Source organism: Streptomyces sp. NPDC057424 (assembly GCF_042803315.1).
In the GTDB taxonomy this organism is placed as follows: Bacteria; Actinomycetota; Actinomycetes; order Streptomycetales; family Streptomycetaceae; genus Streptomyces.
In genome coordinates this window covers 7,086-25,559 of record NZ_JBHVCP010000001.1, presented here as the reverse complement: position 1 = coordinate 25,559, position 18,474 = coordinate 7,086, and the positions used below count along the sequence as shown (strand labels likewise).

Annotated in this window: 22 protein-coding genes and 1 tRNA gene; 16 read left to right on the top strand and 7 right to left on the bottom strand. The window is 70.9% G+C overall.

Annotated features, from left to right (window positions below):
- Positions 1-46 precede the first annotated feature (46 nt).
- Complete coding sequence (locus tag ACFU3E_RS00145; RefSeq protein ID WP_189131298.1) at positions 47-454, bottom strand: NUDIX hydrolase; 408 nt, start codon at positions 452-454, stop codon at positions 47-49.
- Positions 455-474: 20 nt separating this feature from the next.
- Positions 475-717 carry a hypothetical protein gene (locus tag ACFU3E_RS00140; RefSeq protein WP_384150625.1) on the bottom strand — a complete coding sequence of 81 codons (243 nt, stop codon included), beginning with the start codon at positions 715-717 and terminating at the stop codon, positions 475-477.
- On the opposite strand from ACFU3E_RS00140, the gene ACFU3E_RS00135 reads away from it, so the two are divergent.
- The 11 genes from ACFU3E_RS00135 to ACFU3E_RS00085 all read left to right on the top strand — a co-directional run bounded on the left by ACFU3E_RS00135 (position 631) and on the right by ACFU3E_RS00085 (position 7,677).
- Positions 631-1,350, top strand: a complete 720-nt coding sequence (locus ACFU3E_RS00135) for a GntR family transcriptional regulator (protein WP_233580483.1) — start codon at positions 631-633, stop codon at positions 1,348-1,350. The genes ACFU3E_RS00140 and ACFU3E_RS00135 overlap by 87 nt on opposite strands.
- 165 nt (positions 1,351-1,515) lie before the next feature.
- Positions 1,516-1,872 (top strand): hypothetical protein, encoded by a 357-nt coding sequence (locus ACFU3E_RS00130; RefSeq protein ID WP_384149555.1) that lies wholly within the window; start codon positions 1,516-1,518, stop codon positions 1,870-1,872.
- Positions 1,872-3,248, top strand: coding sequence for an FtsK/SpoIIIE domain-containing protein (locus ACFU3E_RS00125; RefSeq protein WP_384149552.1), 1,377 nt, complete (start codon positions 1,872-1,874; stop codon positions 3,246-3,248). Before ACFU3E_RS00130 ends, ACFU3E_RS00125 begins: the two co-directional genes overlap by 1 nt.
- Before the next feature lie 88 nt (positions 3,249-3,336).
- Entirely contained in the window at positions 3,337-3,996 is a 660-nt protein-coding gene (locus tag ACFU3E_RS00120) for a DUF2637 domain-containing protein (RefSeq protein ID WP_384149549.1), read from the top strand.
- A gap of 16 nt (positions 3,997-4,012) precedes the next feature.
- On the top strand, positions 4,013-4,198 hold the full coding sequence (locus tag ACFU3E_RS00115; protein WP_384149546.1) for a hypothetical protein: 186 nt from the start codon (positions 4,013-4,015) through the stop codon (positions 4,196-4,198).
- A gap of 2 nt (positions 4,199-4,200) precedes the next feature.
- Entirely contained in the window at positions 4,201-4,392 is a 192-nt protein-coding gene (locus ACFU3E_RS00110; RefSeq protein ID WP_102910782.1) for a mobile element transfer protein, read from the top strand.
- Between the two features lie 15 nt (positions 4,393-4,407).
- Positions 4,408-4,602, top strand: coding sequence for a hypothetical protein (locus ACFU3E_RS00105; protein ID WP_384149543.1), 195 nt, complete (start codon positions 4,408-4,410; stop codon positions 4,600-4,602).
- Between the two features lie 25 nt (positions 4,603-4,627).
- A complete protein-coding gene (locus ACFU3E_RS00100) occupies positions 4,628-4,873 on the top strand; it encodes a SpdD protein (RefSeq protein WP_384149540.1) in 246 nt (81 codons plus the stop codon).
- Between the two features lie 140 nt (positions 4,874-5,013).
- Positions 5,014-6,315, top strand: coding sequence for a replication initiator (locus ACFU3E_RS00095; protein ID WP_384150578.1), 1,302 nt, complete (start codon positions 5,014-5,016; stop codon positions 6,313-6,315).
- Positions 6,308-6,520, top strand: coding sequence for an excisionase family DNA-binding protein (locus ACFU3E_RS00090; protein ID WP_384149538.1), 213 nt, complete (start codon positions 6,308-6,310; stop codon positions 6,518-6,520). The genes ACFU3E_RS00095 and ACFU3E_RS00090 overlap by 8 nt, the downstream gene beginning before the upstream one ends.
- Complete coding sequence (locus ACFU3E_RS00085) at positions 6,520-7,677, top strand: tyrosine-type recombinase/integrase (protein WP_384149535.1); 1,158 nt, start codon at positions 6,520-6,522, stop codon at positions 7,675-7,677. Before ACFU3E_RS00090 ends, ACFU3E_RS00085 begins: the two co-directional genes overlap by 1 nt.
- 81 nt (positions 7,678-7,758) lie before the next feature.
- Here ACFU3E_RS00085 and ACFU3E_RS00080 read toward each other — a convergent pair.
- The 3 genes from ACFU3E_RS00080 to ACFU3E_RS00070 all read right to left on the bottom strand — a co-directional run bounded on the left by ACFU3E_RS00080 (position 7,759) and on the right by ACFU3E_RS00070 (position 11,388).
- Positions 7,759-7,831, bottom strand: a tRNA-Arg gene (locus ACFU3E_RS00080).
- Positions 7,832-7,971: 140 nt separating this feature from the next.
- Positions 7,972-9,924 (bottom strand): IclR family transcriptional regulator C-terminal domain-containing protein, encoded by a 1,953-nt coding sequence (locus tag ACFU3E_RS00075; protein ID WP_384149533.1) that lies wholly within the window; start codon positions 9,922-9,924, stop codon positions 7,972-7,974.
- Positions 9,925-10,050: 126 nt separating this feature from the next.
- Complete coding sequence (locus ACFU3E_RS00070) at positions 10,051-11,388, bottom strand: M6 family metalloprotease domain-containing protein (protein WP_384149530.1); 1,338 nt, start codon at positions 11,386-11,388, stop codon at positions 10,051-10,053.
- Positions 11,389-11,673: 285 nt separating this feature from the next.
- Here ACFU3E_RS00070 and ACFU3E_RS00065 point away from each other — a divergent pair, with 285 nt between their 5' ends.
- Entirely contained in the window at positions 11,674-12,318 is a 645-nt protein-coding gene (locus ACFU3E_RS00065; RefSeq protein ID WP_384150575.1) for a TetR/AcrR family transcriptional regulator, read from the top strand.
- Between the two features lie 228 nt (positions 12,319-12,546).
- Complete coding sequence (locus tag ACFU3E_RS00060) at positions 12,547-14,088, top strand: MFS transporter (protein WP_384149527.1); 1,542 nt, start codon at positions 12,547-12,549, stop codon at positions 14,086-14,088.
- A gap of 94 nt (positions 14,089-14,182) precedes the next feature.
- On the opposite strand, the gene ACFU3E_RS00055 is transcribed toward ACFU3E_RS00060, so the two are convergent.
- A complete protein-coding gene (locus tag ACFU3E_RS00055) occupies positions 14,183-14,716 on the bottom strand; it encodes a MarR family winged helix-turn-helix transcriptional regulator (RefSeq protein WP_384149524.1) in 534 nt (177 codons plus the stop codon).
- 89 nt (positions 14,717-14,805) lie between these two features.
- On the opposite strand from ACFU3E_RS00055, the gene ACFU3E_RS00050 reads away from it, so the two are divergent.
- The gene (locus ACFU3E_RS00050; protein WP_384149521.1) at positions 14,806-15,591 is read left to right on the top strand and encodes a dioxygenase; all 786 of its coding nucleotides are present in this window, start codon (positions 14,806-14,808) and stop codon (positions 15,589-15,591) included.
- A gap of 23 nt (positions 15,592-15,614) precedes the next feature.
- On the opposite strand, the gene ACFU3E_RS00045 is transcribed toward ACFU3E_RS00050, so the two are convergent.
- Positions 15,615-16,133 carry a GNAT family N-acetyltransferase gene (locus ACFU3E_RS00045; RefSeq protein WP_384149518.1) on the bottom strand — a complete coding sequence of 173 codons (519 nt, stop codon included), beginning with the start codon at positions 16,131-16,133 and terminating at the stop codon, positions 15,615-15,617.
- A 194-nt stretch (positions 16,134-16,327) separates the two neighbouring features.
- On the opposite strand from ACFU3E_RS00045, the gene ACFU3E_RS00040 reads away from it, so the two are divergent.
- Together ACFU3E_RS00040 and ACFU3E_RS00035 are read left to right on the top strand one after the other, a co-directional pair.
- A complete protein-coding gene (locus tag ACFU3E_RS00040) occupies positions 16,328-17,326 on the top strand; it encodes an RNA polymerase sigma factor RpoD/SigA (RefSeq protein ID WP_142163091.1) in 999 nt (332 codons plus the stop codon).
- Between the two features lie 410 nt (positions 17,327-17,736).
- The coding region (locus ACFU3E_RS00035) for a TetR/AcrR family transcriptional regulator (RefSeq protein ID WP_384149513.1) at positions 17,737-18,474 on the top strand (738 nt) is incomplete at its 3' end.

Here is an 18,474-nt window from a genome sequence, read left to right as displayed (position 1 = left end):
ACAAGTTCCTTCGTGCTGGTAGGCCGCCATGTGCAGCGGGTTCGGGCTAGACGAGTTTCACGCCGTCGTGGGCGCGGATGGCCGGCGGGGATACCGCGTCGAGTGCGTCCAGGACGCGGATCGCGTATGCCTCGTCGGCGAGTTCGATGACTTCTTCGCGGGTGGCCCAGCGCAGTGCGCGGGTCTCGTCCCCGGTGGTGGGCGTGCCGTCGGCGGCCTCGCAGCGGAAGACCATGGAGACGATCAGGCCCTTCATGTTCTTGTAGATGCCGGTCAGGGTCGCGGGAAGCGCGATCTTGATGCCGGTTTCTTCGAGAACTTCGCGCTGGAGTGCCTCGGGGATGGTTTCCTCGCGTTCGAGGACTCCGCCCGGGGGTTCCCAGTGGCCGTTGTCGCGGCGCTTGATCAAGAGGGCACGGTCCTGCTCGTCGACGATGACTCCGGCGACGCTCACGGAGTGCGGACGGTCGGTGCTCACGTTCCTCTGCCCTCTCGGATGGCTAGGCTCTCCACCGTAGCAACAAAGCTCGCCCACTCGTCTAGATACCTAAAGGAGTACACGTGCCCTCTCTTTCCTCCGGCCTCCTCGGCGATCTCGACCCCACGAGCGATCGTGCGGTTTTCCGGCAGATCGCCGACCAGCTGCGCGAGGCCATCGACCGTGGGCGATTCAAGGAGGGCGAAAAGCTGCCCTCCGAGGCCGAACTTGTCGAGCATTACGGGGTTTCCCGTATGACGGTTCGAAACTCCTTCTCCGTCCTCCAGGGCGAGGGCCTGGTGCACGCCGAGCACGGCAAGGGCGTCTTCGTGCGACCACGCCCGCCTGTACGGCGGCTCGCCTCCGACCGGTTCGCCCGGCGCCATCGCGAGCAGGGGAAGTCCGCGTTCATCGTGGAGGCCGACGCCGCCGGCAGTCACCCGCAGGTGGACAGCCTGGAGGTCAAGGAGGAGAAGGCCAGTCAGGACGTCTCCACCCGGCTCGGGTCCGTGCGGCGCGTGCTCGCCCGGCGTCGCCGGTATCTGCTGGACGGGCGGCCGGTGGAGTTCGCCACCTCGTACCTGCCGCTCGACATCGCGCGCGGTACGCCGATCGCCGAGCCGAACCCCGGGCCCGGTGGCATCTACGCCCGGCTTGAGGAGCTGGGGCACCGCCTCGACCACTTCGAGGAAGAGATCCGTGCCCGGATGCCCTCGCCCGACGAGGTGCGCACGCTGCGGCTGGCCTCCGGCGTGCCGGTCATCCACCTGATCCGCACGGCGTTCGACCAGGAAGGGCGGGCCGTGGAGGTCTGCGACACGGTCATGGCGGCCGACGCGTACGTCCTGTCGTACCAGCTTCCGGCCACGTGATCGCCTGATCGGCGGTGGTGCGCGGGGGCGCTTCTCCGAACTCGTACACCCCAACAGGCATACTCGTATAGACGAGTGGGCAAGTTATGTGGCAAGGTGGTTGCCGTTCCCGGAGATCGGGTTCGAACGCTGCATCTTGTATAGACGAGTAGATGGGGAGAAGCTTTGCGCACCATCCGTGTAGAGACCTCGGCCGCAACGATCCTGCTGACCGAGGCCCCCGAGCCCAAGGTCCGCGACCGGCAGACGGGCGAGATCGCCAAGGACGCCACCAGCGGTGAAGCCCTGATGGCCATGGGCGTCGTCTACCTGGAGGACGGCGAGTCGTCGCTGATCAAGGTCACCGTTCCTGAGAGTGGAGTCTCCGAGGGGCTGACGCTCGGGGCTCCGGTCTCGCTTCCGGGTTTGGTGGCCCGGCCGTGGGAGAGCGTCTTCAACGGGCAGCAGCGGCACGGCATCGCCTACCGCGCCGCCGCCGTGACTCCGGCCGCGTTCCCGGCCGCCACCGGGGCCGCTGCCTGATGACCGATCTGACGGCACTTCTGGAGGTGGGTGGTCCTGTCGCCGCACTCGGCGGCGGGGCCGCCTACGCCCGGGCCAAGCATCCCGGGGTGTACTGGTCCACGGTCGGTCTGCCGATATCCACGGCCCGGCTCCTGAGCTCGTACGGCTCGGTCATGGAGGCCTGCGGCCTGACCGTGGCTCCGTCCCGGCTGCGGATGCTGGCGGTCAAGGCCACCACTCGCCGTGAGGTCCGCCCCGTACCGCCGCGTCGGGGCATCATCCGCCCCACCTCGACCGGGCTCCGGCTTCGGCTCCGCCTCGCTCCGGGGCAGGAACCAGCCGACGTCGCCGCCTCGGCGGAACGGCTGCGGCACGCATGGGGTGTCCACGCCGTGTACGTGACCACGGTCAAGCCGGGTGTGGTTGAACTGCGGCTGGTCGGCTTCGATGTGCTGCGGCAGGTGCGGATGCCGCGCAAGGTGGACGCCGGGTTCCTTCAGGTGCCTGTGGCCCTGCGGGAGGACGCCATGCCGTTCGTACGCGACTACAGGACCGTGCCCCACCAACTCACCCTCGGCGCCACGCTGTCAGGTAAGTCCATGTATCTGCGGCACCTGATCGCCGGGCTCGCTCCTCAGTCAGTCGCCCTGGTCGGGATCGACTGCAAGCGCGGTGTGGAGCTGGCGCCGTTTGCCTCCCGCCTCTCCGCGCTGGCGACCGATCCGGAGCAGGCAGCCGAGCTGCTGCCCGTGCTCGTGAAGGAGATGGAGGACCGATACGACCTGATCAAGGCCCGGCAAGGCATCGCCCCGGATATCCCGGCCGAAGAGATCACCTCGGACGTCTGGGGACTGCCCGAGTCCGAACGCCCGGTCCCGATCGTGCTGTTCGTGGACGAGGTGGCCGAACTGTTCCTCGTCGCCACCAGGAAGGACGAGGAACGCCGGGACGAGATGGTCACCCAGCTCATCCGGCTCGCCCAGCTCGGCCGCGCGGCCGGCATCTACCTGGAGGTCTGCGGGCAGCGCTTCGGCGCCGAGCTGGGCAAGGGCGCCACCATGCTGCGGGCCCAGTTGACCGGCCGCGTTTGCCACCGCGTCAACGACGAAGCCTCCGCGAAGATGGCGCTCGGCGACATCGCGCCCGAAGCGGTCACGGCCGCCTGCGCCATCGCCCCCGAACGACCCGGACTCGCCGTGGCCGGTGACACCTCCGGCGGCTGGTCGCGCATCCGCACGCCGTACCTGTCCCTCGGCGACGCTGCCGAGACCTGCCGCGAGTCGGCCCACTCGGTCCCCGACCTGCCCGCACTCAAGCCCTTCCAGCCCGATGTGCCCGTGCGGCCCGTCGAGACACCGGGCCCGGCCGTGCGGCCTCAACCGGTGACCGACTGACCCGCGTCCCCACTCAACCCCGGTCGGCGTGACCGCCTCACGCCACGTCCCTACCCCTCCCATGCCCGAACCCGGAAGGAGCCGCAGCATGCGCGCCCACTTGGCCCGCGTCGACGCGGTGCTCGTTCAGGCAGTCATCGCCGCCGCACTGTCCTTCGCCCACCTCCACGACGTTGCCTCGGCGGCCGGACAGGACGGGTGGAAAGCGTGGGCCTACCCGATCAGCGTTGACCTGCTGCTCGTCGCCGCCTGGCGCAGACTGCGCTCCGGGGAGGCGAAAGCGGCCGGGTGGTGCTGGTTCCTGATCGCACTCGCCGCGTCCCTCGGCGCGAACGTCGCCACCGCCGGGCTGCTCGACCTGGATCACGTACCGGCCTGGCTGCGCATCCTCGTGGCGGGCTGGCCCGCGGTCGCCTTCCTCGGCGGAACCCTCCTGGTCCACTCGCCGCCGGCACACGACGAGACCACTGACGCCGTGGGCCACCAGGAACCCGAGGACATCGAGGACCAGGAGCTCGCGCCCGATCCCGCACCAGACCCCCCGATGCCACCGGCGGCCGACCCGGTACCGGCCCCGCCGTTGGCCCCGCCTCCGGTCCCGGTCCCGGCCGCCCTGGTCGAGCACGCCCGCAAAGTCGCCGCCGAGCACCACACCCGCACCGGAACGGCCATCGACACCCCGACCCTGCGCGCACGCCTCGGCGTCCCGCCGCCCATGGCCGAAGCCATCGCTGCCCAACTCACCTGACCAGCAAAGGGAGACCATGCCGCTCTTCTGCTTCAACGCGGCCGCCGACTACCTCGCAGCGGCCCGCGAGATGGCCGCAAGTGGTCGGTCGGCACTCGCCCGGCTCCTCGCTGAAGAAGCCGCCGACCGCACGCGGGATCCGGAAGAAGCCGCCCGGATCCTGCGCGACTTCCCCCGCCTCAGCCCGCGACAGGAGGACTGACCATGCCTGCACCGAAGCGCTTTCGCCACGTCAGCCGCATCGGCCCCGTCCAGGTCGGCACGTCCTACGACGGTCGTGGCCGGGAGAAGCACACCGCCGCCTGCACCGCCCCGCGCTGCGGCTTCTCCGCCGACTACGACAGCCGTGCCGCCGCCGAGCTGGCCGCCCGTACCCACCGCTGCCCCGTCCGCTGAAAGGACCTGCGCCTCGTGACCGTCAGCCTGCCGCTTGTCGTCGTCCTCGGCTTCTTCGCCTGGGGAGCAGTCAGGTTCCTCGGTGTCCGCGTCTGGATCGTCGTCCTGATCGCCCTCTTCGGCTTCTGGCTCTCCCGCACCTTCCTCGCACCCGCCATCGAGTCCGGCACGCGCTCCGGCGTGACTGTCATAAACGGCTCACACAACTAGACGAGTAGATAAGGAGACCGCGACCGTGTTCCTCCCGAAGTACCCCGACAGCCCGACCCCGCCGCCCGCGCACACCCACACCCCGACTGAGGCGGCGCCCGTACGGCGCTCGCTGCCCTCGGTCTCCGTCGATCAGAAGGCCGTCGTCGCCCTGGTCGTCGGCGGGGTCGTCCTCACCGCGCTCTTGGCCGCCGTCGCCGTCACGGCCATCTCCGTTGCCGTGGCCGCCATCGTCCTGCGCTCCATGCTCCGCGACCACAACCGCCGCTGAACCGCGCTGGCCTCCGGGGCGGCGGCACACGACCAAGCAATTCGCCGCCCCGGGGCCTGTTCCTCCCGACCGAGCCAGCCAGAAGGGGAAACGCCATCTTCACCCGCACCACTCCGGCCCCACTCCCGGAACTCGCGAACCTGGCCGCGCAGGGCACGCTGCCGGGTATCCTCCGCCAGCTCTCCGGACTCGGCGGCTGCACCAACCCGATCCGCCTCGACGGCCACCGCACCGAGTACGACGTCGACACCACGACCGGCGAGATCGGCAACGTCCTCCACCGCCTCAACTCGTCCAGCCTCCCGGCCGGACAGCTCCTCGTCCGCTGCAACAACCGCCGCACGACCCGCTGCGCTGCCTGCGCCGAGGTCTACCGCCGCGACACCTTCCACCTGATCACCTCCGGCCTGCGCGGTGGCAAGGGCGTCCCCGAACACGTCGCCGTCCACCCGCGCGTGTTCGCCACCTTCACCGCGCCGAGCTTCGGCTCAGTCCACAACCGCCCCTCCAGCGGGCGCGCCTGCCGCTGCGGCACCCACCACGATCAGGACGACGACGTACTCGGCTCCCCGCTCGACCCGGACACCTACGACTACGAAGCCGCCGTCCTCTGGAACGCCCACGCCGGTCCACTCTGGCGGCGCTTCTCCACCTACTTGCGCCGAGAGGTCGCCAAGCGCGCCGGCCTGTCCCAGCGGCGCTTCCGCGAGCACGCCCGCGTGTCCTTCGCCAAGGTCGCCGAGTACCAGAAGCGCGGAGCCGTCCACTTCCACGCCGTCATCCGCATCGACGGCCCCACCGGCGGCGACACCCCAGCCCCTGCCTGGGCCACGGCCGAGCTGCTCACGGACGCCATCCGGGCTGCCGCCGCCAAGGTCCGCGTGGACGGCCCGACCATCGACGGCCGCACCCACACCTTCACCTTCGGCCGCCAACTCGATGTACGCACCATCCGCTCGGCCGACTTCAACGACGGCCAGGAACTGACCGAACGGGCCGTCGCCGCCTACATCGCCAAGTACGCCACCAAGGGGGCGGAGACCGCGACGGGAGCTCTGGACCGGCCGCTCAAGTTCGCCGCCGAACTCGCCCAGCTCGACATCAGCGACCACGCCCGCCGCCTGATCCGCACCGCATGGTTCCTCGGCGCACGCAAGGACCTCGAACACCTCCGCCTGCGCGCCTGGGCTCACATGCTCGGCTTCCGCGGCCACTTCTCCACCAAGTCCCGCCGCTACTCCACCACCCTCGGAGCCCTCCGCGACGCCCGCGCTGAATGGCGCCGAGCCCAAGCCGCAGCAGCCAACGGCCCCGAGCCCGAGACGACGTACGTCCTCGCGCACTGGGTCTTCGCCGGAACCGGCCTCTCGGACACCGAAGCCTGGCTGGCCGCATCCCTTGAACCCGCCCCCGGAACGGAAGGAGAGCCCACCCGTGGCTGACCGCTACCTCACTGTTGCGCAGGTAGCCGAACTCCTCGGCACCACCGAGCGCTTCCCGCGTCGCCTGGTCGCCGAGCGACGCATCGCGTTCGTCAAGGTTGGTCGGCACGTCCGCATCCCCGAGGGCGCGCTCAAGGACTTCATCGAAGCCAACACGGTGCAGCCGATCGGTCAGCGGCGCAGCTCCCTGCGGAGGGCTGCCTGATGGCCAACAAGAGAGGAAGGCGCCGGAGCTTCGGTTCGGTCCGGCAGCTTCCGTCCGGCCGTTGGCAGGTCCGCTACCGCGACCCGGAGACGGGGCAACTGCGCCCGGCAGAGAAGACCTACGCGTCCAAGACTGATGCCCAAGTCGCCCTGACACACATCGAGTCGGACGTAGCGCGCGGACAGTGGTCAGACCCGGACGCCGGGGCGGTGAACTTCCAGGAGTACGCCACCGCGTGGCTGCGGGACCGGAAGCTTGCCGACCGGACCCGTGAGCGGAACGAGTCGGTGATGCGGCTGCACATCCTGCCCACCTTCGGGGCCGGGAGCGTGGCCGACGTGACCACGGCCCGGGTACGCAGCTGGCGCGGCAAGCTCCTCGCGGCCGGCATCGGGGAGCCGACGGTCGTCAAGGCGTACCAACTGCTGCGCGCCCTGATGAACACGGCCGTCGACGACGAACTGATCCGGCGCAACCCGTGCCGCGTCAAGGGCGCAGACCGCTATGACGTGCCCGAGCGGCCGGTCCTCACGGTCGCGGAGGTCTTCGCCGTTGCCGACTCCATCGCGCCGCGCTACCGGCTGCTCGTGCTCCTGGCGGCCTTCACCACTCTGCGGTTCGGGGAGCTGGCAGCCCTGCGACGCCGAGACGTCGACCTGGAGGGACTGACTGTCACCGTGCGCCGTGCTCAGGCCGAGCTGCAGGACGGTCGGCTCTTCGACAAAGCGCCGAAGTCCGCTGCCGGGGTGCGCACCGTCTCCTTCCCGGCCGAACTGCTCGACGCGGTCACGCACCACCTGGAGCAGTTCGCCGCTCCTGGCCGTGAGGGTCACATCTTCGTCGGGCCGCAGGGTGGGCAGTTGCGGCGGAGCAACTTCCGGGACGAGTGGGTCAAGGCCCGGAAGGCGGCTGGCGTCACGGCCGAACTGCACTTTCACGACCTACGACACACGGGGAACACCCTTGCCTCCACGGCAGGAGCCAGCACCCGGGAGCTGATGACGAGGATGGGGCACAGCAGCTCCCGGGCCGCGTTGATCTATCAGCACATGACCAGCGACCGGGATCGGACCATCGCGGATCGGCTCGGTGCCATGATCCGGGGCGGCGGGGGAGTGGCTTCAGGTACCCCCGGAGAGGACGCCGAGGGGACGTAGTGGCACGCCTGTGGCACGGCGCCTGAAACGACGAAGGGCCAGCCTGGGAGGAAACCCCTCCTGAGCTGGCCCTTCTGGCTGTGCCCCCGGCAGGATTCGAACCTGCGACACCCGCTTTAGGAGAGCGGTGCTCTATCCCCTGAGCTACGAAGGCAGTGGCAGTGGACGCAAGCAGCGACATGCCTGTGGTCCGGGAGGACCACAGGCGTCAGCGTACCGGATGAGGGTCGGGCGGGTGTGGGGGTCGGGTCAGGGATACGAGGTGGCCGGGTGGGTGGGGCAGGTCCGGGTGGGTCAGGTCAGGGGGACGTCGGTGAAGCGGGCTGCCGTGTGGAGGTCCGTCTGGATGCGGGTGGCTGTCGCGGTCAGTTCGGGGAGGAGGTCCGTCACGCACTCCTCCGGGGTGCGGCGGCTGGCGTGCATCGCTGTGTTCAGGGCCGCCACCACCCGGCCCGACCGGTCGCGGACGGGGACCGCGATCGAGCGGAGGCCCTCTTCCAGTTCTTCGTCCACCAGGGCGTAGCCCTGGGAGCGGACCGAGGACAGGACCGAGGACAGGGCTCCTCGGAGAGCGGGTTCGTCCGTGATCGTGCGCGCGGGCGCGTCCGCCAGCAGGACCCGGCCCAGTGCCGTCGCGTACGCCGGCAGACGCGTGCCCACCGTGATGTTCACGCTCATCACCCGGGCCGTGGTCACCCGGGCCGTGTACTGGATCTCCTCGCCGGTGTCCGACAACACCGCCAGTGATGTCGACTCGTGGATGCGGGACGTCAGATCGGCGAGGTGGGGCTGGGCGATCTCGGGCAGGGAGGTGCGGGACAGGGGTGGGAAGCCGAGGGAGAGGATCCGGGGGGTCAGTGCGAAGGTGCGGCCGACCGGGGCCACCAGGCCCAGGTGTTCGTAGGTGATCAGGGCGCGGCGGGCTGTCGCCCGGGCCAGGCCTGTCGACCGGGCCACCTCCGTGAGGGTCAGTTCCGGCCTGCCCTCGCCGAAGGCCGTGAGGACCGTCAGGCCCCGGGCCAGGGATTCGATGAACTCGCGGCCCAGCTGCTGCTTGGACGCGCCCGTCCAGAGCGCCAGGTCCGAGGGGGGCGGGCCGGGTTCGGGGGGTGGGGTGCCGCGGAGCTCGCGCTCCATGACCCGGACCGCGGACCGCAGCCGCGGCAGCAGCGTCGTCCGCAGGTTGTGCGCGGTGTGACGGCTCGTGTGGCTGACCACGCTCGCCACGCTCGCGATCCGGCCGTCCGCTCCAGGGGTCCGGACCGGTACCGAGATCGCCACCAGGCCGGGCTCGATCAGCTGGTCGTCCAGGGACCAGCCGTTCGCGGACGCCTCCTCCGTGCGGCGTGCGAACGTCTCGTCGTCCCTCACGTCCGCTCGCTGCGTGCGTGGTGGTACGGCCGTGAAGGACAGGTCCCTCGGGTCCGCCGCCCTGCGGTCACGCCAGCGCTGCCAGTCCGCGGCGGTCCACTCCGTCGCGAACAGCGGGCCGGGGGCGGTGCGTTCGGCGGGGAGCAGGTCGCCGATGCGGAAGCTGAGGGACATCGCGCGGCGGCGGGTCGCCTGGTGGATGAAGCGGATGCCGTCGCGGTCGGCGACCGCGAGCGAGACCGACTCGTCCAGTTCGTCGGCCAGGGCGTCCGCGTGCGGGGAGAGGAGAGCGGGGAGGCGCAGGGCCGACATGTAGGCGTTGCCCAGTTCCATCAGGCGGGGGGACAGGTGGACGTCCCGGCCGTCGAAGCGGACGTAGCCCATGCGGGCGAGCGTGGCCGTGACGCGGTCGACCGTGGAGCGGGCGAGGCCGGTGGCCCGTTCCAGGCCGCTCAGGCTCAGCGTGCCGTCCGCCTCCGTCAGTTCCCGCAGTACCGCGACGCCGCGGATGAGTGGAGTGACCGCTTCGGCGGGGATTCCTCTGTCAGCGACGGCTGCTGCTGTCCGAGGGGCCGGGGCGCCCCTCCGAGGGGTCGGGGCGCCCGTGCGTGCGGCCGAGTCGCCCTTTCGAGGGGCCGAGTGGCCCGCCCGGGCTGCCGAGTCGCCCGCCCGCACGGCCGGGGTGCCCGTCCGAGGGGCCGGGGTGGCCTTCCGGGCTGCCGAGTCGCCCGCCCGCACGGCCGGGGTGCCCCTCGGGCCGGAGGCCGGGGTGCCCGTCCGGGTTGCCGAAGAGGCCGTCCCCCCGGCCTCCGGACCCTTCTCGTCGGCCGGCGGGGCGGACTCTTCCGGGGGCTCGGGCATGGGCTTCGCTGGCATCGGTTCTCCGGTACGGCGCTCGCGACGGTCGCGGCAGGCCCACCGTAATCCGGAATCGGCGGCCCGGAGGCACGGGAGGGGGCCGACGCACGCACGCGCTCGTGCGTCGCACGTGCTCCCTGCTCCCTACTTCCTCGTCACCCGCACCCGATAGCCCCCCTCCACACCGGCTCCCGCCGCTCCCGCTCCCACCCCGGCCACCTCGATCGTGACCCCCCTCCCGGCATCCCGGAACGTCTCCCCGGGCGTGAACGGCGCGTCCGACAGTTCCGCGTGGACGTTCGGCGCACGCGTGCAGCCGCCGCTGTCGCGGCGGGAGTCGTGGACGGTGACCGGGCCCATGCCCGTGTCCACCTCGGCGTCGACCTCGTAGATCAGGACGCCAGGGCGGCACACCGCCTCGTCGTTGCCGGCGCGGGTGCGCAGTTCGACGGCGTAGCCGGTTCTGCTGTTCAGGGGGACGAAGACCAGCTTGGAGCCGCCGGCGAGGGCCAGGGGCGTCAGGGTGTACTCCGTGGTGCCGGGGGACGCGACGCAGTGGACCTGGGCGGCGTCGAGCCAGCCCAGTTTCCACTTGTGCCAGCCGAGGAAGTCGTTGTTGGCTCCCCAGTCCTCGCTCATGATGTCCCAGTGGCCGACCGCGCCCCCGCCCTCCGCGGTGTACAGGTCGGGCAGGCCGAAGACGTGGCCGTTCTCGTGGGGGAGGACGCGGTAGCCGGTGCGGTCGTAGGAGCCGGAGCCGTCGTCCTGGCGGGAGTAGACGAAGGAGGCGTTGGCCACGGGTATGCCGTCGGCCATCGGGGCTTCTGGGTTGCCGGCGAAGGTGACGGACAGGACCGTGTCCAGGGCGGAGGGGCCGGCGTTCGGGGTGACCAGGACGTTCAGCAGGTCGTACGCGCGGAAGTCCACCGTCTGGTCCGCCGCTGCCACGAGGTCCTGGATCAGGGCGCGATAGCCGGGGTCGAACGGTGCGCCGCGCTCTATGCCGTACTCGCGGAAGGACTTCGGCATCCGCAGCCACCCCGGGACCGGGGTCTCGGGGCGGTAGTCGAGGCGGCCGTAGGAACTGGTGCGGAACCACTCGCGGGTCTGCGGGAAGAACTCGCGGAAGCGGTCCCGGGCGTCGCCCTCGCCGGGGGCGTCCGAGAAGTCGATCATCAGGGTGAGGGCCCGGACGGTGCCGGTGGAGCGGGTGTAGCCGGTGGCGGTGGGGATGCCCTCGGACATCTGGACCTCGCGGGCGCCGCGGATCATGCAGGGGCCGTGCGCGGAGGTGTGGGACAGGGCGATGGGGCCCGCTCCCGCCGTACTGGCGTCCGGGGCGACCCGGCCCGTGCCGGCCGAGGTGCTGACCGTGAAGGTCAGGGCGGTCACGCAGGCCAGGGCGGCCAGACGGCGCCTGGGTATCCGGCGGCCGGGCGACCCCGTTGCGTCCGGGCGGGGGCGCCGGGGCTGCGGCTGCATGCAAGGGACCTGCAAGGGACCTCCCGCGCCACGGCAGCCTCCGTTCTCCGGCTGCACCCTTGCGATCACCCTGCGTCGCGGGGTGGGGGGACGCGCGCTGGAAGAGACCGATCGTGGGATCCCCGTCAGAAGGAGCCGCAGGAGCTTGTGAGACAGGTCACAAACAATTGTCGCGGGAGCGGGAAATACCGGGGACCCGTTCCCCGTTTAGCCATGTGTCCGACCGAAACGGGGACCCGCTCCCCGGATCGGAACACCATGCCCTTCGCGTACCAGGAGTACACCGTGCAGACCGCCGACCCCGTAGCGCGCAAGGTGCCCCGGCCCCGCGCCGACGCCCTGCGCAACCGGGAGCGGATCGTCACCGCCGCCCGGGAGATGTTCGTCGAGCACGGCCCCGAGGTGCCGCTCGACGAGATCGCCCGCCGGGCCGGCGTCGGCAACGCCACGGTGTACCGCAACTTTCCGGACCGTGACGCGCTCGTCCGCGAGGTCGTCTGCTCCGTCATGGACCGTACGGCCGCGGCCGCCGAGGCCGCGCTCGCCGAGACGGGCGACGCGTTCGAGGCGCTGGAGCGCTTCGTGCACGCCGCCGCCGACGAGCGGATCAGCGCCCTGTGTCCGATGGTCTCCAGCACGTTCGACAAGCACCACCCGGACCTGGAGGCCGCGCGCGAACGGGTCGAGCGGCAGGTCGCGGAGGTCATGGACCGCGCCAGGGCGGCCGGGCAGCTCCGGTCCGACGTGGACGTCGGCGACGTCATGATCGCCGTGGCCCAGCTCAGCCGGCCCCCGGCCGGCACGGACTGCTTCCGCGCCGACCGCTTCGTCCACCGCCATCTCCAGCTGTTCCTGGACGGGCTGCGGGCTCCCGCCCGCTCCGCTCTCCCGGGCGCGGCCGTGACCCTGGAGGACCTGCGCCGGTCCTGACCGATCAGTCCAGCCCGAAGAGTTCAGGCCGCCCCACCGGTCTGAACTGATCAGTCCAGCCCGAAGAGTTCAGGCCGCCCCACCGGTCTGAACCGATCAGTCCAGCCCGAAGAGTTCAGGCCGCCCCGCCGGTCTGAAACCGAACGACAGTCCCTGCGGCCGTCCCCGTGGACGAGCCGTCCCTTTTCGTCACTTTTTCCGTCACGAAGTCCCGAAGTGGGTATCCCCATGTCTGAAACAGCCTCGAAGGCTCTCGGCGCACCGGCCGGAGAGCCGGACGCCGGCCGCTGGAAAGCGCTCGTCTTCATCGCGCTCGCCCAGCTGATGGTCGTCCTGGACGCCACCATCGTGAACATCGCCCTGCCCTCCGCCCAGCAGGACCTGGGCATCTCCGACGGCAACCGGCAGTGGGTCGTCACGGCCTACGCCCTCGCCTTCGGCGGTCTGCTGCTGTTCGGCGGCCGGATAGCCGACCTGTGGGGCCGCAAGAAGGCATTCGTCGTCGGGCTCGGCGGATTCGCCGCGGCTTCCGCGCTCGGCGGCGCGGCCACCAACGAGGCGATGATGTTCGGCGCCCGCGCCCTCCAGGGCGTCTTCGGCGCCCTGCTCGCCCCCGCCGCGCTCTCCCTGCTCGCGGTGATGTTCACCGACGCCAAGGAGCGCGCCAAGGCGTTCGGCATCTACGGCGCGATCGCCGGTGGTGGCGGTGCCGTCGGTCTGATCCTGGGCGGCTTCCTCACCGAGTACCTGGACTGGCGCTGGACGTTCTTCGTGAACATCCCGTTCGCCGTCGTCGCCGCGGCCGGTGCGTACTTCGTCATCCGTGAGCCGGAGGGCGGCCGCAACCGCTCCCCGCTCGACATCCCGGGCGTGATCCTGTCCACCCTCGGCCTGGTCGCCCTGGTCTACGGCTTCACCCGCGCCGAGTCCGAGGGCTGGAGCGACTCCGTCACCGTCGGCATGTTCGTCGCCTCGGTCGTGCTGCTGCTTTCCTTCGTGCTCGTGGAGTCGAGGGTCAAGGCTCCGCTGCTGCCGCTGCGCGTCATCACCGAGCGCAACCGCGGCGGGATCTACCTCTCCCTCGGTCTCGCGATCATCGCGATGTTCGGCCTGTTCCTCTTCCTGACCTACTACCTGCAGATCGTGAAGGGCTACTCGCCCGTCAAGACCGGTTTCGCCTTCCTGCCGATGATCGCGGGCATGATCACGGGCTCCACCCAGATCGGCACCCGTCTGATGACCCGGGTCGCGCCGCGCCTGCTGATGGGCCCCGGCTTCCTGGTCGCCGCGCTCGGCATGCTGCTGCTGACCCAGCTGGAGATCGGTTCCTCGTACGCCGCTCTGCTGCTCCCGGCGATGCTGCTGCTCGGCCTCGGCATGGGTACGGCGTTCATGCCGGCCATGTCGCTGGCCACGCAGGGTGTCGAGCCGCGGGACTCCGGTGTCGCCTCGGCGATGGTCAACACCTCGCAGCAGGTGGGCGGCGCGATCGGCACCGCCCTGCTGAACACCATCGCCGCCTCGGCGACCACGGCGTACGTCGCCGACCACATCGCCGGGGCGACCAGCCGGTCCCAGCAGCAGCTGGTCCAGCTGGAGGCCATGGTGCAGGGCTACACCAGCGCCATCTGGTTCGCCGTCGGCATCCTCGTGGTGGCCGCCGCGATCGCCCTGACCTTCGTCAACGCCGGCCGCCCGGGCGGTACGACGGTGGCGTCCTCTGAGCAGGGCGCGGCGGACGAGGTGCCCGTGCCGGTCGTCGCCCACTGACGCCCGCGCACCACACCCCTTCGGGCCATCCGCAGGACCGGGGAAGGGGACGCCCCGTACCTACGGAATCCAGGACCTGCCCCCGGCTCCCGCGTCAGCGGAGCCAGGGCAGGTCCGCACCCGCTTCGGTCGGCTGAAGTCCCTCGGAGATGATCCGCATGATCTCGCCGAGGGACTTCTGCTGTTCCGGGGAGAGCCGGTCGAAGACGGCTTGGCGGACGGCCTCCACATGGCCCGGCGCGGTCTGCCGCAGCACGTCGTAACCCTCGTCCGTGAGGACGGCGAACTGGCCCCGCTTGTCGTCGGGGCAGTCCTCCCGGCGCACCCAGCCGTTCTTCTCCAGGCGCGCGACGGCGTGCGAGAGACGGGACCGGGTGATCTTCGCCAGCATCGCGAGCTCGGTCATCCGCAGCCGCCGTAGCGGCGCCTCGGCGAGCTTGACCAGAAGGCCGTAGTAGACGTGCGGCATGCCCGCGTCGCGCTGCAGCTGACGGTCGAGATGGTCGTCGAGGAGGGTGACGCCCTCCATGAACGAACGCCAGACGCGCTGCTCCCCGTCGGTGAGCCAGCGCGGTTCCTTGGGCTCCGCGGCGGAGCCGGGTGTCGGTGCGGATGCGGGTGCCTTCATGTGTTCCACTCTACGCGGCCCGTCCTTGAACTTTAAACAAATGGATCGTACAGTTTGTTAGGGAATCATTTTTTGGAAGGAGCCGCAGCATGTCCGCCGCCACTCAGGAGCGCATGCCCGCTCTGTACCTCAGCCACGGTGCACCGCCCCTGGCGGACGACCCGGTCTGGCCCGGTGAGCTGGCCGCCTGGTCCGCAGGCCTGCCACGACCCCGGTCGATCCTGATCGTCTCCGCCCACTGGGAGGAGGCCCCGCTCGCCCTCGGCGCCACCGAGACCGTCCCGCTCGTCTACGACTTCTGGGGCTTTCCGGAGCACTACTACCGGGTGACGTACGAGGCCCCCGGCGCACCGGAGCTCGCCGAGTCCGTACGCAAGCTGCTGCGCGCCCCCGGCATGCCCGTCCAGGACGTCCCTGACCGCGGCCTCGACCACGGCGCCTATGTCCCGCTGGTCGAGATGTACCCGGAGGCCGACATCCCGGTCCTCCAGGTGTCCATGCCGACGCTCGACCCGGTCCGGCTCCTGGAGATCGGCCGAAAACTCGCCCCTCTGCGCGACGAGGGCGTACTGATCGTCGGCTCCGGCTTCTTCACCCACAACCTGGCCGCGCTCCGGCAGGGCGGCGTCCCCGCCTGGTCGGCCGAGTTCGACGACTGGGGCCGGCGGGCACTGGAGGCGCGTGACGTGGACGCCCTGCTCGACTTCACCCGCACGTCGCCCGCGGGGCAGCTGGCCCACCCGCGCACCGAGCACTTCGCCCCGCTGTTCGTGACCATGGGCGCCGCGGACGCGGCCGGTGAGCTGGACGCGCAGAAGTCCGTGATCGACGGGTTCTGGATGGGGCTGGCGAAGCGGTCGGTGCAGTTCGGCTGAGGGCGGGGCCCGGGAGCAGGCGCCTACAACGGCTTCTCGTACCAGGCCACGTCCCAGTAGCGCCCGAACTTGCGCCCGACCTCCCGGTACGTGCCGACGTGCTGGAAGCCGAAGCACTCGTGGAGCCGTGCCGACGCCTCGTTCGGCAGCGCGATGCCCGCGTAGGCACGGTGCAGATCCTCGCCGGACAGGGCCTCGAAGAGGGCCTTGTAGAGGAGCGTGCCGACGCCGCGCCGCCCGGCGCCCGGGGCGACGTACACGGTCGTCTCCACGGAGGTGGCATAGGCGGGCTTCATTCGGAAAGGGCTGGATGTGGAGTAGCCCAGAATCTCCTGTGAGTCCGCCGCCGCGGCAACCATCAGGCGATACGGCCCGTCTTCAGGGTGGGAGAGCAGCCAAGGCCGGCGCTCCTCCGCGGTGAAGACCGCGGTATCGAATGTGATCGCCGTCTCGCGTACATAGTGGTTGTAGAGGGCCGTGAGGGCCTCGAGGTCACCCTCGACTCCTGGCCTGACCTGCACCTCTGTAGGTTCCGACGGCATCGCGCCTCCCTGTGTGGCCGGACAGGGTACTGCATGATCAGAAAAATCGGGGGCCGGGTTGGGAATTCTGTCCTGATTCCAGTCGTTGTTTCCATCGGATGCAGGGCACCCGAGGAGAGTCCGGAGAGTCCCGGAAGACGGAGTCCAGCGTCCGAAGGACCACCCGCTGACCTCACCATCGCAAGGGAGCTCGCATGGCAACCCGTGCCGTCGCCCGTCGTCAGTCCGCCACCGGCGAGACGGCCGACGCGGCAAGCAGTGTTCGCGCCCATGGCGGCGAGATCGCCGACCGCGACCTGGTCGGCATGTACCTCGACGAGATCGCGCGCACACCGCTGCTCGACGCCGCCAAGGAGGTCGAGCTGTCCCAGATCATCGAAGCGGGTGTGTTCGCACAGCAGATCCTCGACGGCCTGGAGGAGAACAAGGCCGGGGCCTCGCCCGAGGAGCTGCAGGCCCTGGTCGACGCAAGCGAGCGGGCCAAGGACGTCTTCATCCGCTCCAACCTGCGCCTGGTCGTCGCGGTCGCCCGCCGCTACCCCCGCAGCGGTCTGCCGCTGCTGGACCTGATCCAGGAGGGCAACGCCGGCCTGGTGCGCGCGGTCGAGAAGTTCGACTACCGCAAGGGCTTCAAGTTCTCCACGTATGCGACGTGGTGGATCCGCCAGGCCATCACCCGCTCGATAGCCGACCAGTCCCGTACGATCCGCCTGCCCGTCCACCTCGTGGAGGAGCTCGGCCGGATCCGCCGTGTGCAGCGCGAGTTCAACCGCGAGCACGGCCGGGACCCGGAGCCCGCGGAGATCGCGACCGAGCTCGGCTCGACGCCGGAGCGCGTCACCGACGTCCTGGACTGGGCCCGCGACCCGGTCTCGCTGAACATGTCGGTGGACGACGAGGGCGAGACCCAGTTCGGCGACCTCCTGGAGGACACCTCGGCGGTGTCGCCCGAGCAGTCGGTGCTCACGCTGCTGCGCAGCGAGGAGCTCGACGACCTGATCGGCCGGCTCGACCAGCGCACGGCGTCGATCATCAAGATGCGCTACGGCATCGAGGACGGCCGGGAGCGCACGCTGACCGAGGTCGGCAAGGAGCACGGCCTGACCCGCGAGCGCATCCGGCAGATCGAGAAGCACGCGCTGCTGGAGCTCAAGAAGCTGGCCCGCAGTACCGGGTTCGACGCGGCGGCGTGACCCCGTCCGCGCGGTGGCGGGACACCGGTGAGCGCGGTGACTGTCCGGGCGTACGACTCGTTCCCACGGCCAGTGGGTGACGGACCGTGTGCGCCCGGGGGGCACCGCGTACGCCGGGTGGCGAAAGACCGCGCAAACATGGCGTTGTAACGCTGCTTCAACCCGCGGACTCGGGGAACAAGACTTCTGGGTCCACCAGTTCGGGCCCGGGGCATGCCCCAGACCCCCCAACAGCCAAGTCCCGTCGCACTCCCCCCGGCGCCGGGACTTCCCCCGAAGCCGGGCTTCGGCGTCCCTCCCCCCGGACGTCGGGGCCCGGCTCTCTTCTGGAGAGCGGGCCACCCCGTACCTGAACCACGGGGTGGCCCGCCAGATGGCAGATTGTGTCACATGGGCATAGCCTGCCGGGCGTGAGCAGCACCACCCCGACCCCGCCTTCGCCCTCGCTGACCGAGCGGAGGAAGGCCGAAACACGCATGGAGATCGCCCGGGCGGCGGCCGACCTCTTCGTACGGCACGGCCTGCGCGCCACCCGCGCGGAGGACATCGCCCAGGCCGCCGGTGTCGCCCCGCGCACCTTCTACCGGTACTTCGCCACCAAGGAAGAAGCCGTCGCCCCGCTCTACGCGGCCGGCGCCCAGCGCTGGGTGGAGGCGGTGCGCGCGGCTCCCGCCGACGTCGGCGTCCTCCGGGCCCTGGAGGACGGGGTGCGCCACACGCTCACCTCGGGCGTCGGCGTCTCGGCGTCCTCCTGGGAGTGGGTCCGCACCCTTCTGCGCCTGGCCGAGGCGACCCCGTCCCTGCGCAGGGTGTGGGCGGAGGTGTGCCAGGCGTCCGAGGGGCTGCTGGGGGAGGTGCTGGCCGAACGGGTGACACGTGACCGTGCCGGGACGCCTGGGACGCCCGGGGCCTCCGGGGCCGGAGTGCCCGAAGCATCCGGGGCTTCCGGGGCCGGGGTACCCAAGGCTTCCGGGACTTCCGGGACTTCCGGCGCCGGAGTGCCCGAGGCTTCCGGGACTTCCGGACTGTCCGCGGCGCCGGAGAGCGGCGACAACGTTGCCGCCGACTCCGCCCCGGCCTCCGCCGAGACACCTGCTCCGGCCTCCGCCGCGCCATCTGCCCGGGCCTCCGCCCCGGCCTCCGCCGCG

Bases quoted from the DNA above. Each gene is read 5' to 3' on its own strand.
- ACFU3E_RS00140 (WP_384150625.1), bottom strand. From the start codon at position 717: ATGCTCGACAAGTTCGGCCTCGGAGGGCAGCTTTTCGCCCTCCTTGAA.
- ACFU3E_RS00125 (WP_384149552.1), top strand. From the start codon at position 1,872: ATGACCGATCTGACGGCACTTCTGGAGGTGGGTGGTCCTGTCGCCGCA.
- ACFU3E_RS00120 (WP_384149549.1), top strand. From the start codon at position 3,337: ATGCGCGCCCACTTGGCCCGCGTCGACGCGGTGCTCGTTCAGGCAGTC.
- ACFU3E_RS00115 (WP_384149546.1), top strand. From the start codon at position 4,013: ATGCCGCTCTTCTGCTTCAACGCGGCCGCCGACTACCTCGCAGCGGCC.
- ACFU3E_RS00110 (WP_102910782.1), top strand. From the start codon at position 4,201: ATGCCTGCACCGAAGCGCTTTCGCCACGTCAGCCGCATCGGCCCCGTC.
- ACFU3E_RS00085 (WP_384149535.1), top strand. From the start codon at position 6,520: ATGGCCAACAAGAGAGGAAGGCGCCGGAGCTTCGGTTCGGTCCGGCAG.
- ACFU3E_RS00075 (WP_384149533.1), bottom strand. From the start codon at position 9,924: ATGCCAGCGAAGCCCATGCCCGAGCCCCCGGAAGAGTCCGCCCCGCCG.
- ACFU3E_RS00070 (WP_384149530.1), bottom strand. From the start codon at position 11,388: ATGCAGCCGCAGCCCCGGCGCCCCCGCCCGGACGCAACGGGGTCGCCC.
- ACFU3E_RS00060 (WP_384149527.1), top strand. From the start codon at position 12,547: ATGTCTGAAACAGCCTCGAAGGCTCTCGGCGCACCGGCCGGAGAGCCG.
- ACFU3E_RS00055 (WP_384149524.1), bottom strand. From the start codon at position 14,716: ATGAAGGCACCCGCATCCGCACCGACACCCGGCTCCGCCGCGGAGCCC.
- ACFU3E_RS00050 (WP_384149521.1), top strand. From the start codon at position 14,806: ATGTCCGCCGCCACTCAGGAGCGCATGCCCGCTCTGTACCTCAGCCAC.
- ACFU3E_RS00045 (WP_384149518.1), bottom strand. From the start codon at position 16,133: ATGCCGTCGGAACCTACAGAGGTGCAGGTCAGGCCAGGAGTCGAGGGT.
- ACFU3E_RS00040 (WP_142163091.1), top strand. From the start codon at position 16,328: ATGGCAACCCGTGCCGTCGCCCGTCGTCAGTCCGCCACCGGCGAGACG.